Here is a 12,941-nt window from a genome sequence, read left to right as displayed (position 1 = left end):
TTAACGCTCCTTCGATGAAATTTGTTCCCCACTGCTAGGAAAATTTTTGATGATCGCACCAAGTTGGGCGATTGCTGCTCCTACCGTGGCCTTTCTGATGTCGTTGCGTTCAGTGCCCAAGTCGCGCAAACAATAAGACTGCGCTATGCGGCCCGCGGAATAGATTCCTAAAAATACCGTGCCGGGATCTTTTCCTTCTTGTTTATCTGGCCCGGCAACGCCGGTAAGCCCTAAGCCCCAATCCGCCCCCGTTTCCGCAACTGCGGCGCGGGCCATATCGACTGCGGTTTCGCCAGAGACGACGCCTACGCGTTCGATCTCAGAGACTGGTTTATCCAAGAAGTGGGACTTTACCTCTGTGGCATAGGTAATAAGGCCGCCGCGCAAGACGGCCGATGCTCCAGGCACCGAAGCGATGGTAGCGCTGGCTAGGCCGGCAGTCAGCGACTCGCAAAAAGCCACGGTCTCGTGGCGCTCTGTTAATAAGGCAACGAGGTCAGATTTTGTGAAAGCCATTGTTTAACTATTTTGCTTTTGTCCATCGATGAGATACTGCACGCCGGTAATGACCGTTACCACGACGGCCATCCACATGATGAAGGAGGTAGGAATATCCATCCACGAGGGAAGCGGCCACAAATATAGGCCTACGGCAAAGGACTGCAGGACGGTCTTCAACTTGCCGCCTTTAGAGGCTGGGACGACTTTTCCGCGGCGCAGCAAGGCCATGCGCCAGATGGTAATGCCGAATTCCCGGATCAGAATAATGACGGTAACCCAAACCGAAAGCTGATCGACGATATTGAGACAGACAAGCGCTGTGGTCATGAGCGCTTTATCAGCAATGGGGTCGGCGATCTTGCCAAAATCGGTAATCAACCCGCGGGCGCGAGCAATATCGCCATCGAGCTTATCCGTGAGCATTAAGGCGGCGAAGACGCCAAAAGACCACCACTGGTGGCCGCCGATGACCAGCCATGCAAAGACCGGAATGAAAACGATACGCAGGCAGGTAAGGACATTTGGCAGATTCCAATTAGAGACCTGCGGATTCACATCCGAGGACTGCGCTGACTGTGCTCCGGGTTGATTCACCCTATACATACTACCCGCTTGGGTTATGGTCTCGCGGCACACTCCCCCGAAAATTTATACTGTCCGGTATGAAATATTTTGCAGTCAACTATGAATATAACCCGGCCAACCCAGAGATAGCGAAGGTCCGCCCGGCCCACCGCGAGTTCACCGGGAAACTATTTGATGAGGGCACCATCGTGGCCTCGGGACCGTTCACGGATTCCCAAGGAGGCGCGCTCATCGTCGTGCGCTTTGACGATGATGGCACCGAGGTCGCCGATGTCATCCAGCTGATGAACGATGATCCCTTCTATCAAGAAGGCTGCCTCCAGGGCCGCAGCTTCCGCGAGTGGAACCCGGTTAAAGCCCGCTTCTAGGCTCTCCCCCCTAGTTGGGTAGGTCTTCCTTGGACAGATCCTCGGCCCTGCCCAGGTAATCGCCGCGCGTATTGCGTACGATCTTATTTCCTTCCTCATCCCAGTCGTAGTGGTTGTGGGATACGGCCACTACGCCTTGGGTTTTATCGCGCATGTTCTTAATAACCGATGCAAGAACCGTGATGACCAAGACTCCAACAATGACCACCAGCGAGCCGATGGTGGAGATTTCCGGCACGGATTCGATATTGTCGCCGCCATTGATAAACGGCAGGTTATTCTCGTGCAACGCGTGGAAGAGCAGCTTGACACCGATGAAGCCCAGGATGATGCCCAGGCCGTAAGGCAGGTAGACGAGGCGGTCCAAGAGGCCATCGATAAGAAAGTACATTTGGCGCAGGCCCATCAGCGCGAATGCGTTGGTGGTAAAGACCAAAAACGCCTCTGAGGTAATGCCGTAGATTGCCGGAATGGAATCGAAGGCAAACATGACATCGATAAGCCCAATGGATACCAGCGCGACGAATAGCGGCGTGAAGGCGAACTTGCCCTTCTTCGAGCCATCGTCCACGCGGTGGGTGAGCTTATCCCCGTGGTACTGCGGGGTGACATCTACCGCCTTGCGCACGAGCTTGATGATGGCCATATCGTTCGGGTTGGTCTCCGGCGCATCCCGAATCTCATCGATGACCAACTTGATGGCGGTATACAGCAGGAAGATGGCAAAGAGGTAGAAGATATCAGACCACGCCGCGATGACCGCCGCACCCAGCAAAATGAATACGAGGCGGAAGACGAGGGCGATGATGATACCGATGAGCAGCACCTTTTGCTGGTACTTGCGCGGGATTTTAAAGGATCCCATGATAAGCGCAAATACGAAGAGGTTATCCACGGAAAGCGCCTGCTCTGTGACATAACCGGTAAAGAATTGGATGCCGTGCTCATGGCCCCATACGGCCCAGACAACGCCGCCAAAAACTAAGGCGACGGCAATGTAGAACAAGGTCCACAGGCCCGACTCTTTCAGGGTGGGCTCATGTGGACTGCGCACGTGAGAATAAAAGTCGAATATAAAAAAGGCTAGAATCACCGCACCGGTGACCAGCCACACCCACAATGGAACGTTCATCGCGAGATCCCTCCGGTCGAATTTACTTTAAGAAAGTGACCGGAGGTCTCCCCCGCCCAGCGGATATTCCTCGCTGGGCCGACACGACCGGGAGCGCACAGCTACCGTGTTGACGATCTATGCCGAATGTGGGGTACTCCCCTCCAAGACCGTAACCATCTTACACTACTTAGAAGGCCCCGGATGATGGGTTATAGGTCGCTTGCACCGTCCGCGTATCGGAATCGGGGGAGTCGGGGGCATCGGAAAGAGCGGAATCTGCGGAATCGCCGCCATCATCGTCTTCTTCCTGGTTCATCTCGTCCTGGATTTCCTTGGGGGCATCGGCAGGGTCGGCGCCCTTAATCATCCACAGGATGGTATCGAGCTCTTCCGGCTTGACCAGCACCTCGCGCGCCTTGGAGCCTTCCGATGGCCCGACGACGCCGCGCGATTCCATCAGGTCCATCAGGCGGCCCGCCTTGGCAAAACCGATGCGCAGCTTACGCTGCAGCATTGAGGTGGAACCCAGCTGAGCGGTGACCACCAGCTCGACGGCCTCGAGGAGATCATCCATGTCCTTGCCAATGTCATCGTCGATCTCCTTCTTCGCCTCGGACTGCTTTTCCTCGGTCACGCCCTCGGTATAGTTCGGGGCGGCCTGGGATTTAGCGGCCTCAACCACATCCATGACCTCGTCATCGGAAACGAAGGCACCTTGCATGCGCACTGGGCGCTTGCCCTGCGGGATAAATAGACCATCACCCATGCCAATGAGCTTTTCCGCACCGCCTTGGTCCAAGATAACGCGGGAGTCGGTCAAGGACGAGGTGGCAAAGGCCAAGCGGGAAGGCACGTTGGTCTTGATAAGGCCGGTAACCACATCGACGGACGGGCGCTGAGTAGCAAGCACCAAGTGGATGCCGGCGGCGCGGGCCTTCTGGGTGATGCGGACGATGGAGTCCTCGATCTCCTTCGGGGCGGTCATCATCAAGTCCGCCAGCTCGTCGACGACGCAGACGATATAAGGATACGGACGAACCTCGCGCTCGGAACCTGCCGGTGCCTGGTACTCGCCGGAGACAACCTTGCGGTTATAGTCCTCGATCTTGCGCACGCGCGCGGCCTTCATATCCATGTACCGCTGCTCCATCTCTTCTACCAGCCACTGGAGGGCCGCGGCGGCCTTCTTCGGCTGGGTAATGATGGGCGTAATCAGGTGCGGGATGCCCTCATACGGCGTGAGCTCGACCATCTTTGGGTCGACGAGGATCAGGCGTACCTGCTCCGGGGTGGCGCGGGTAAGCAGCGAGACCAGCATGGAGTTCACGAACGCGGACTTACCGGAACCGGTAGCGCCGGCAACCAGCAAGTGCGGCATCTTCTGCACGGAAAAGGACGTATATTCGCCCTCGATATCCTTGCCCAGGCCAATCAACATTGGGTCCGGGGAAGACGTCATGCTGGGCGCGTCCAAGACCTCGCGCAGGTGGACCATTTCGCGGTCCGGGTTAGGCACCTCAATACCCACCGCGGACTTGCCCGGAATCGGCGTGAGCAAACGCAGGTTATCGGTAGCCACGGCATAGGCCAGGTTGGACTGCAGGTTCGTAATCTTCGAAACCTTCACGCCTGGTCCAAGCTCAATCTCATAGCGTGTCACCGTGGGGCCACGGCTAAAGCCCGTCACTTGAGCATTGACGTTGAACTCTTCGAAGACATCGGTAATGGCCTCGATGATGCGGTCATTGATCTCGGTGCGTTCCTTCGCAGGCGTGCCTGGGGTCAGCAGATCGGTAGAAGGCACCGCATAGTTGTCGTTGCCAAATTGCGCAGGCGCGGGGGCTTGGGGCTGTGCGGCAGGCTGTTCCGCCCCCGCGGTGGATTCCACCTGTGCGCCGGTGGCCGCATCGCGCCCAGAACGCTCGCGGAATAGGCGCCGGGCCTCCTCGTGCGCCGAAGAGACAGCATCGGAACCGGCCTTGGCGGCACCAGCGGCAGCGGCTCCGGCGGCAGCTCCAGCACCAGCGCCCTTGGCCTTGCCGGCTGCACCTGCGGCACCAGCCACACCAGAAGCAGCGGCAGCACCGGCGCCAGCGGCCCCAGCGGCTCCAGCACCAGCGCCGCGGCCAGCCCGCGACTTGCGGCCGGTGGAAGAACCACCGGTGGCAGAACCCAAGACGCGGGTGGGCTCGCTTTCTGGCAGGGCCTGTTGGGTGGATTCGGAAGCCTCTGCGTAGTCAGCGTCGTCTACTGCCGGGAAGGCATCGGTATCCCCCATTTGGGAGTCCGAGCCGTAGCTCAACTCTTCGTCGTTGCGGTCCACCGGCTCATAGCCCGCGCGGACCGGGGTGTTGAAGGCGACGGTGTGGTCGTCCTCGGGGGCATCGGCAAGCGATTGCACCGGATAGGGGCTGCCAGTCTTGCGCGGAGTGGACGTGCTGCGGCGCTTCGGGGCGGGGCGCTCGGAACGCTCGCGGCCGTGCGCAATATCGTCGATATCGCCAGACACGTGGCCGTAGAGATCGTCATCCTCGTCCGCATCATCGTAATCTGCATCGCTGCCACCAAAGCGGGAAAAGGCCGAGCGCAGCGAATCCGCCACGAGCTCATAGGCCTCGCGGATGGTGATACCGGTGACCAGCAGCGCGCCGTAAATGATGACGAGGAAGAGCAAGGGTACTGCAACATACGAGGTAAACGCGGCATCGAGAATCCCGCCGATGGCAAAGCCAACAATACCGCCGGCCCCGCCCGCGGTATCGGTGGTAAACCCAAGCGGCGGATTGCCGGCAAAGATGTGGATGAGGCTCAGCATCGCCAGCACGATAATCGTCGTGCCGCCCGCAATACGCGGATTAATGCGCCCGGATGGACCATCCATTTCCATCATGAGCGAAATGGCCAGCGCGACGAGCGCAATGGGAAGTACCCACGCGCCGGCGCCGATGACGTAGCGCACCAGGTTGCCTACCCAGGCGCCCACCTGGCCGGCAACGCCAAACCACACGGTGGCGGCGAGGACGATGGATACGCCGATGAGCACCAGGGCAACCGCATCCGGATTATTGACTCGCAACCCGCCCTGCGGGGAAGCCGCCTCCTCCTCGGCAGCCTGTGCCTCCTCTTCGGCTGCGATATCGCGCGCGCGAGTTACCTTGCTTTTCTTCTTTTTTCCGGCGCTATCAGAAATTTCCTGTGGCTCCCTTGCTCTCTCGAAATCCTCCGTGCCGTCAGCAGTTACATCCTGGCTCGGCTTCAGGCCCGCAAGGCCATTGCCTAGGCCGCGGGCAACATTGCCCATTCCGCGCGCGGTGGCACCAAAAGCGGAGCCAAGCCCCTTGCCGACGGCCCTAAATGCACTCCCCGTACGCTCTTGCGTCGTTCCTGCCGCGCGCCCAGACGAGGTCATCTCCAGCGTCTCTGGCACACCGGCGCTGGACTGGCTGCGACCAGATGGCCGCGACCTGTTCGCTTTCCGGCCAGGCGCGCTTTTCGATGCTCGCGTCTGGTTCCGGCGCGATCCGCGAGAGGAGGCATTTTTGGCAGACATGTCATTTACCTTAACCGGAAAACCCCACAAATCACATACGCCACACGCTTGGCAGTGCTAGTTGGCCGGAAATTATCCCGCGTCCGGACCAAAAAGGCGCAGCATGGGCCACAAAATCGACTTTATCTAGCCTACAGGGTTGACATCTTGATGGCTGACTCGTCGCCATTGATGGTGACCTGCACGACATCGCGCCCGTACGCCCACAGCAGGAGTTCGCCGACCTCCCCGCTTACGCGGACCACGCGATCGCCGCGATCGGCTACCCCGTGCTTATCTGCCACGACGATGCGCGGCATCCCGTCCGGCTGCAGGATCACCGGCTGGGTGGATTTACGCAGGCTCAATTTGGCCCAGATCTTCAAAAAACGGTGCAGCTTCTTCTGCACGGCGACAGAGAAATCGCGGGGTTCGGTCTGGCCATTGGCGCGACGGATATCCTCGTGGTGGATAAAATGTTCGCCCAAATTTTGCTGGGCATCGAGAAAACGTGCGGGGTTGAACTTTGCTGGTCCCCTCCCCCAGGCATCGACAAGCTCATCGAAATCGCGGCGGGCAACCTTGGCGGATTCCTTTTCCAGGTGGGGCTGCAGGACCGAAAGGAACATGCCCGCTGCGGCATCGGGACGGTTTTCGCGCACCCACAGGTGGGCAACTAAGTCGCGCGTGGTCCAGCCTTCACACAGCGTGGGGGCGTCTGGACCTAGCTGATGCAAAAGCGCGACCATCTTGGCGCGTTCGGAAGATGAAAACGACATGTGCCCCAGCATACCGAGGTCATCGAAATGCTGGGGCACAGAAACTATGCCGGAATTAAATCCTTTTGTAGGAGAACCTACAGGGACTCGCGGCTGGCGTCGACATCGGCGTCATCGGCAAGCAGCGTGCCTGAATTCGTCGGCACGATGGTGGGCAAAATAACCGGCTCGCGCTTGTACTTGGAATCCATGAGCTTGGAGACCTTGCGGCGCAGCTTTTGCACCATCCGGTAGGTGTCATTCTCGCCCTCTGCGGCGAGATCGTTCATGGTGTTTTCCACCATCTCCGCAACCTCGGGCACAACGCCGCGGTCATCATCGGAGAAACCGGTGGTTGCCACGGTTGGGTGCTCGAGCAGGCGGGAGGTGCGGTTATCAATCACGCAGGTAATGGATACCACGCCGCCGGCGCCCAGGTTGGTGCGGTCTGCCAAGGTATCGGCATCGACATCGCCCATGGACACTCCATCGACGTAGAGGTGGCCAACCTGCAGCTGGCCGACAACCTCCGCGCGGCCCTTGCGCAGATCTACCACGACACCGTTTTGCGCCAAGACCGTCCGGTCGCGGGCCACACCGGTGGAAATCGCCAATTCCTTATTGGCACGCAGGTGGCGCCACTCGCCGTGGACCGGCATGGCATTGCGCGGGCGCGCCGCGTTGTACAGGAAGAGCAGCTCGCCGGAGTAGCCGTGGCCGGAAGCGTGGACCTTGACGTCCTGGTTGGTAATGACGTTGGCACCGATCTGGGACAGCATATTGATAACGCCGAATACGGCCTCTTCGTTGCCCGGGATGAGCGAGGAGGAGAAGATGATGGTATCGCCATCGCGCACCGTGATCTGGCGGTGCTCGCGGCGGGCCATGCGGGACAGCGCGGCCATCGGCTCACCCTGCGTACCAGTGGTAATGAGCATGGTCTTGTGCGGAGCCATCTTCGCGGCCTCGTCGATGGGGATGATGGTACCGCGCGGGACCTTCAAAAAGCCCATCTTTTCCGCGATTTCCATATTGCGCATCATCGAACGGCCATTGAAGGCCACCTTGCGGCCATTGGCCACGGCAGCGTCGATGGCGGCCTGCACGCGGTAGACGTTCGAGGCGAAGGAAGCCAAGATGACGCGCTGCTTCGCATTAGCCACCAAGCGCTTGAAGTTGGCCGGGATATCGCCCTCGGAGGCGGATACACCCGGCACGGTGGCGTTGGTGGAATCGCACAGCATGAGGTCGACGCCCTCGTCGCCGTAACGAGACAGCGCCGGAAGGTCGGTCGGGCGATTATCCAACGGGGTCTGGTCAAGCTTGATATCACCGGTGTGGATGATATTGCCTGCCGGGGTGCCCAGCATGATGCCGAGCGCATCCGGCACGGAGTGGTTGACCGCCCAGAAGCGAACGCGGAAGCAACCGTAGGTCACGTCAGACTTCTCGTTGACCTCGACGAACTTCGGCTTCTGGCGGTGTTCCTTACACTTGGCCGCAATAAGCGCGATGGTGAAACGGGAAGCCACGATGGGGATATCCGGGCGCAGCTTCAGCAGCCACGGGATGGCACCGATGTGGTCTTCGTGGGCGTGGGTGACCACGAGGGCCTTGACCTTGTCGATCTTCTTCTCAATCGGCCCGAAGTCCGGCAGGATGAGGTCCACGCCAGGCTCGCCAGACGATGGGAAGAGCACGCCGCAGTCAATGATGAGCAGCTCATCGCCGTACTCAAAGACGGTCATGTTGCGGCCGATTTCGGAGATACCGCCCAAGGCGTAGATGCGCAGCGTATCCTTCGCCTGCTTTGGCGGTTCCGGCAGGCGCTTGGTCAAATCAGCACCCTGCATGGACTTCGGCACGTTGCGGCGGCCGCGGTTATTGTTATTGCGGCCACGGCCCTTGCCGTTGCCGTTCTTTCCGTTGCCACCGTTGTTGTTCTTATTATTGCCACCGTGGCCATTGCCGCCGTGGTTATTTCCCTGGCCATTGCCATTATTGCCGTTTCCACCACGGCCACGGCCGCGGCCGCCACGGGAACGCGAGCGGCGGCCGTTGTTATCGCCGTCGTTCTTGTTATCGGCAGAGTTATTCTTGCCAGAGTTGCCCTGGTCTTCATTTCCGGCAGTGCCGGCGTTATTTGCAGGGGCCTGAAATACGGGCGAAGCCGCCTCATTGGAGGCGGTCTCAGTTTCCGAAGGTGGACCCGCCTTGCGGGTGACCTTGCGGGAACGGTTACGGGGTTCAGTCATTCTTAAAGGACTCCAGATTGTTCCAAATCACGGCGAAGTACCTCGCGTTCCTCCTCGCTCGCGGCGGTAACAGGAAGGCGGGGATCGCCAACTTCAAAGCCCTGCAGGCGCAGAGCTTCCTTTGCAAATGTCGCTCCGCCCAACCGCGCCTGAGCGCGGGTCAGTGGAAGAAGCGTTGAGTAATTTATTTCTTGCGCGCGGGCCAAATCGCCCGCATCGAAAGCTTCATAGAGTTCTACCAAGGCACGCGGCGCAGCGTGCCCGATGACGGAGATGAAACCCGAAGCACCGAGGGATAGCCACGGCAGGTTAATCGGATCGTCACCGGAGTACCACGCCAAGTCGGTTTCTTGGATGAGTTCTGCGGCCGCGGAAAGATCGCCCTTAGCGTCCTTCACGGCTTGGATAGTCGGCAATTCCGTAAGGCGGCGGAGCGTATCCGACGCCACTGGGATGCCCGAGCGGCCAGGGATGTCATAGACGCAAATCGGCAGATCCGTAGAATCAGCAACTGCGGCAAAATGCTCGTAGACGCCCTTTTGGGAGGGCTTGGAGTAATACGGAGTCACAACGAGCAAGCTATCGGCTCCTGCGGCGGCGGAAGCTTGGGCAACCTCAATCGAGGTTGCGGTGTTATTCGTTCCGGCGCCCGCACAGATCCGGACGCGGTCTCCCACTTCCTCTTTTACGGCCTTGAGCAGCTCCAACTTTTCGTCCAAGGACGTGGTAGGAGACTCGCCCGTCGTTCCACCCAAGATGAGTGAATCCACGCCGTTGTCTACGAGATGAGCTGCCAGGCGGCGACCCGCTTCTACATCCAGCGCACCGTCACGATCAAACGGAGTGACCATGGCGACGCCAATGCGACCGAAGGTGTCAACGCCAGTCTTTGCTGTCATACCTGTGCTCATAGCCGTCAAGGTTACCCGCTAGTGCACCTTTTGGCCGCATCGGGGTGGCGCGTGTTAAGCGTAAGGGCTTGCGGCCATCTGCGTTCCATCGGCCAACGTGGTGATATGGAAGTCATCGAAAAGCGCTGGTGCTTGCTCCTGCAAATGCTTCAAGCACTCCACCGCCACTTCGCGCAATTCCGTATCAGCATGCTCAGCCGCCCGCGCCCCAATGAAGTGGCGCCACGCGCGGTAATTGCCGGTAACGACGAGCCTGGTTTCCGTCGCATTGGGCAATACTGCGCGCGCCGCCTGCCGCGCCTGCTTCTTTCGCAGCAGCGCATTCGGCTCATCCAGCTTTTCTTCCAAGGCCTCTAGCAGCTCATCGTAGACAAAACGGGTTTCATCCACGGCTTGCATGACCAATCGGCGTAATTGCTCATCTTCTTCCACCAGCTTGGGCAGCGCTACGTGCATCTCATTAGGGTGCACAAAGCGCTGGGATAGCTGCGAAAAGGAAAAATGCCGGTGGCGAACCAATTCATGGCTGGCTGAGCGCGAGAGCCCCGTGATGTACATCGTGGCCGTGGCGTGTTCCAATAGCGCCGTATGGCCTACCTCCATGATGTGGTGCAGGTAGGCGGAGTTCGTCGCGGTGCGCGGGTTGGGTTTGTCAAAAGACTCATAACACGCCCGTCCTGCGAATTCGACGAGGGCCTCGCCATCGGTCGCCGTCTCATCGGCACGCCACTGCGTTCCCTGTGGCGGGTGAAACTCGGTGGCGGCAATGAGCTGGATATTTAGCTCACTCGCAGTGGCCATACCGCTACAGCCCCAGGTACTTGTCTAGCCCGACAACCAATCCCGGGTGCTGCGCAATCTCGCGCACGCCGACCAAAACGCCAGGGGTAAAGGAGGAACGATCGTAGGAATCCTGGCGGATGGTCAGGGATTGCCCCTGCGCACCGAAAATGACCTCTTCGTGGGCCACCATGCCGCGGGTACGCACGGCATGCACCGGGATTCCGTCTACATTCGCACCGCGCGCGCCCTCGAGGGACTTTTCCGTCGCATCCGGCATCTCGCCCAATTCGGCATCGCGGCGCGCCTGGGCAATGGCCTCTGCGGTGTGGATGGCGGTGCCGGAAGGCGCATCCAGCTTGGTGGGGTGGTGAAATTCAACGACCTCTGCGGTCTCGAAAAACTTCGCCGCCTGCTTGGCAAGCACCATGGTCATCACGGCAGAGATGGCGAAATTCGGTGCGATCAGCACGTTGCCAGCACCTTCTTGGCGGGTCCACTGCTCCACCTGGTCCAGGCGCTCTTTATCAAAGCCAGTGGTGCCCACCACGCAGTGAATGCCGTTCGCGATGCAAAACTCCAGGTTTCCCATCACCGAATCAGGCTGGGTGAAGTCCACGATGACCTCTGCGTGATTATCAACCAAGTGCTGCAGGTCATCCCCGCGGCTAATTTCCGCTACGAGCTCTAGATCATCTTCGGCATGAACGCCTTCAACAATCGCTTTGCCGACGCGCCCCTGCGCTCCCAAGACTCCTACTTTGATCGCCATTGCGGGCCTCACTTTCTTAACAACTTTGAGTTAAACCTTTGTTTCTTTCCCATCCTATCGCGCTCGCCCATCCGCGGCGGGCGGGCCTCCGAACGGCAAAAATACCACTGCTAGACTGGGCGTCATGCAGATTTATATTGCGTCCGTTCCAGTAGATGACGTTGCTCGCGCCCACGATTTTTATGTCGATGTCCTAGGTTTCCGGGTAAAAGATGACGTCACGCACGGCGATTTCCGGTGGCTAACGGTCACCAACGCGGACGGCGACGGCAGCGTTGAATTGCTGCTTGAACCCAAGGGTCACCCAGCCGCCAAAACGTACACCGAGGCGCTGAAGGCGGATAATATCCCGGTCACCCAATTCTTGTCGCAGGATGTGGAGAAAGAATACGCCGAACTCAAGGACAAGGGCGTGGACTTTACCATGGAGCCCACCGACGTTGGCCCCTCCATTACCGCAGTCTTTGACGATACCGTGGGTAACCTCATCCAGCTCGTCCAGTTGAAGCGCTAGGCCCACGCCTTCGCTACTTTCCCTTATACAACAATTGCATCACTTCCCCAGTTAGGCCACTTGTGTACCGGTAGAATTGGAAGAGACAACAAGGTAGACAACCTAGGAAGTGGTCAGAATGTCTCGATCTACTCTCACCCGCGCTATCGCTGCTGGCGCCGGTATAAGCTGCATGCTCTCGCTGGCTGCTTGCGCTAGCCCCAGCGATGACGAGGCCGCCGATGCCTCATTTGCCACGCAGGAGGAATCAACCAGTTCCACCGCTGAGTCGACCACGTCTGCGGCAAAGAAATCAGAGCCTACCACCACGACCACTGCCGATGACCCAACCAAGACGGTAGAAGACACCGCCCCGTTAAGCCATCATCAGCAACAAGCGCAGGGCAATGATCCAAAACCTGCTTTTGGCGGTATGGGCACGCCCTCCCTCGAGGATCAGCGCCACCTACCTCCTGGATTGGGTGGCCTCGTCCCCACCGGGATCCGAGTAGCCGCGCATGACTCTTTTACCCGCGTCGTGGTTGATCTTGAAGGCGACGGAGAAGCAGGGTGGTTTACTACCTATACGGATCAGCCCGCCCACCAAGCATCGGGGCTTCCGGTCGAGGTCAAAGGCGCCACTTTCCTCAACCTTGGTATCGAGGGCACCCCGTGGCCATCGACGCCGGAGTTAGAACAAAGGTTTATGGATACTGGCATCACACCAGGTGCCGGTGTCGTGCAAGAGATCAACTACACCACCACCTTCGAGGCGCAAACGCAGTTGGTCATCGGGCTAAAGAAGCAAACGCCTTATTCCGTGACCTTCCTGCAAAACCCCAAACGCCTTGTGCTTGATTTCCAGAACTGAGTGA

12 protein-coding genes are annotated in these 12,941 nt (G+C 59.1%); 3 read left to right on the top strand and 9 right to left on the bottom strand.

Going from position 1 to position 12,941, the window contains the following annotated elements:
• Together QP970_RS00665 and pgsA are read right to left on the bottom strand one after the other, a co-directional pair.
• Complete coding sequence (locus tag QP970_RS00665) at positions 1-516, bottom strand: CinA family protein (RefSeq protein WP_239269520.1); 516 nt, start codon at positions 514-516, stop codon at positions 1-3.
• Positions 517-519: 3 nt separating this feature from the next.
• The gene (gene pgsA / locus QP970_RS00660) at positions 520-1,104 is read right to left on the bottom strand and encodes a CDP-diacylglycerol--glycerol-3-phosphate 3-phosphatidyltransferase (RefSeq protein ID WP_239269519.1); all 585 of its coding nucleotides are present in this window, start codon (positions 1,102-1,104) and stop codon (positions 520-522) included.
• Positions 1,105-1,163: 59 nt separating this feature from the next.
• Between pgsA and QP970_RS00655 the strand changes: the two genes are divergently transcribed.
• Entirely contained in the window at positions 1,164-1,454 is a 291-nt protein-coding gene (locus tag QP970_RS00655; protein ID WP_239269518.1) for a YciI family protein, read from the top strand.
• 10 nt (positions 1,455-1,464) lie between these two features.
• Here the strand turns inward: QP970_RS00655 and QP970_RS00650 are convergent, their stop codons facing one another.
• The 7 genes from QP970_RS00650 to dapB form a co-directional block, all read right to left on the bottom strand.
• The gene (locus tag QP970_RS00650; RefSeq protein ID WP_023017338.1) at positions 1,465-2,586 is read right to left on the bottom strand and encodes a TerC family protein; all 1,122 of its coding nucleotides are present in this window, start codon (positions 2,584-2,586) and stop codon (positions 1,465-1,467) included.
• 169 nt (positions 2,587-2,755) lie between these two features.
• Positions 2,756-5,977 carry an FtsK/SpoIIIE family DNA translocase gene (locus QP970_RS00645; RefSeq protein ID WP_239275498.1) on the bottom strand — a complete coding sequence of 1,074 codons (3,222 nt, stop codon included), beginning with the start codon at positions 5,975-5,977 and terminating at the stop codon, positions 2,756-2,758.
• Positions 5,978-6,249: 272 nt separating this feature from the next.
• Positions 6,250-6,888: a TIGR03085 family metal-binding protein gene (locus tag QP970_RS00640; RefSeq protein ID WP_239269545.1), complete on the bottom strand. Its 639-nt coding sequence runs from the start codon at positions 6,886-6,888 to the stop codon at positions 6,250-6,252.
• A 65-nt stretch (positions 6,889-6,953) separates the two neighbouring features.
• On the bottom strand, positions 6,954-9,110 hold the full coding sequence (locus QP970_RS00635) for a ribonuclease J (protein WP_239275485.1): 2,157 nt from the start codon (positions 9,108-9,110) through the stop codon (positions 6,954-6,956).
• A gap of 2 nt (positions 9,111-9,112) precedes the next feature.
• Positions 9,113-10,021, bottom strand: coding sequence for a 4-hydroxy-tetrahydrodipicolinate synthase (dapA, locus tag QP970_RS00630; protein ID WP_239269516.1), 909 nt, complete (start codon positions 10,019-10,021; stop codon positions 9,113-9,115).
• A gap of 54 nt (positions 10,022-10,075) precedes the next feature.
• Entirely contained in the window at positions 10,076-10,822 is a 747-nt protein-coding gene (thyX, locus tag QP970_RS00625; RefSeq protein WP_239269515.1) for an FAD-dependent thymidylate synthase, read from the bottom strand.
• A 4-nt stretch (positions 10,823-10,826) separates the two neighbouring features.
• Entirely contained in the window at positions 10,827-11,573 is a 747-nt protein-coding gene (dapB, locus tag QP970_RS00620) for a 4-hydroxy-tetrahydrodipicolinate reductase (protein WP_239269514.1), read from the bottom strand.
• Between the two features lie 124 nt (positions 11,574-11,697).
• Between dapB and QP970_RS00615 the strand changes: the two genes are divergently transcribed.
• On the top strand, positions 11,698-12,087 hold the full coding sequence (locus QP970_RS00615) for a VOC family protein (RefSeq protein ID WP_239269513.1): 390 nt from the start codon (positions 11,698-11,700) through the stop codon (positions 12,085-12,087).
• A gap of 118 nt (positions 12,088-12,205) precedes the next feature.
• Complete coding sequence (locus QP970_RS00610) at positions 12,206-12,937, top strand: AMIN-like domain-containing (lipo)protein (protein ID WP_239269512.1); 732 nt, start codon at positions 12,206-12,208, stop codon at positions 12,935-12,937.
• Positions 12,938-12,941 lie beyond the last annotated feature (4 nt).

Origin of the sequence: Corynebacterium sp. MSK073, from assembly GCF_030232085.1 — a bacterium.
In the GTDB taxonomy this organism is placed as follows: domain Bacteria; phylum Actinomycetota; class Actinomycetes; order Mycobacteriales; family Mycobacteriaceae; genus Corynebacterium.
This window is presented reverse-complemented; position numbering and strand designations above follow the sequence as displayed.

Coding starts and splice junctions, on each gene's coding strand:
- QP970_RS00650 (WP_023017338.1), bottom strand. CDS start 2,586: ATGAACGTTCCATTGTGGGTGTGGCTGGTCACCGGTGCGGTGATTCTA.
- QP970_RS00655 (WP_239269518.1), top strand. CDS start 1,164: ATGAAATATTTTGCAGTCAACTATGAATATAACCCGGCCAACCCAGAG.
- QP970_RS00635 (WP_239275485.1), bottom strand. CDS start 9,110: ATGACTGAACCCCGTAACCGTTCCCGCAAGGTCACCCGCAAGGCGGGT.
- dapA (WP_239269516.1), bottom strand. CDS start 10,021: ATGAGCACAGGTATGACAGCAAAGACTGGCGTTGACACCTTCGGTCGC.
- QP970_RS00645 (WP_239275498.1), bottom strand. CDS start 5,977: ATGACCTCGTCTGGGCGCGCGGCAGGAACGACGCAAGAGCGTACGGGG.
- QP970_RS00665 (WP_239269520.1), bottom strand. CDS start 516: ATGGCTTTCACAAAATCTGACCTCGTTGCCTTATTAACAGAGCGCCAC.
- QP970_RS00640 (WP_239269545.1), bottom strand. CDS start 6,888: ATGCTGGGGCACATGTCGTTTTCATCTTCCGAACGCGCCAAGATGGTC.
- thyX (WP_239269515.1), bottom strand. CDS start 10,822: ATGGCCACTGCGAGTGAGCTAAATATCCAGCTCATTGCCGCCACCGAG.
- pgsA (WP_239269519.1), bottom strand. CDS start 1,104: ATGTATAGGGTGAATCAACCCGGAGCACAGTCAGCGCAGTCCTCGGAT.
- QP970_RS00610 (WP_239269512.1), top strand. CDS start 12,206: ATGTCTCGATCTACTCTCACCCGCGCTATCGCTGCTGGCGCCGGTATA.
- QP970_RS00615 (WP_239269513.1), top strand. CDS start 11,698: ATGCAGATTTATATTGCGTCCGTTCCAGTAGATGACGTTGCTCGCGCC.
- dapB (WP_239269514.1), bottom strand. CDS start 11,573: ATGGCGATCAAAGTAGGAGTCTTGGGAGCGCAGGGGCGCGTCGGCAAA.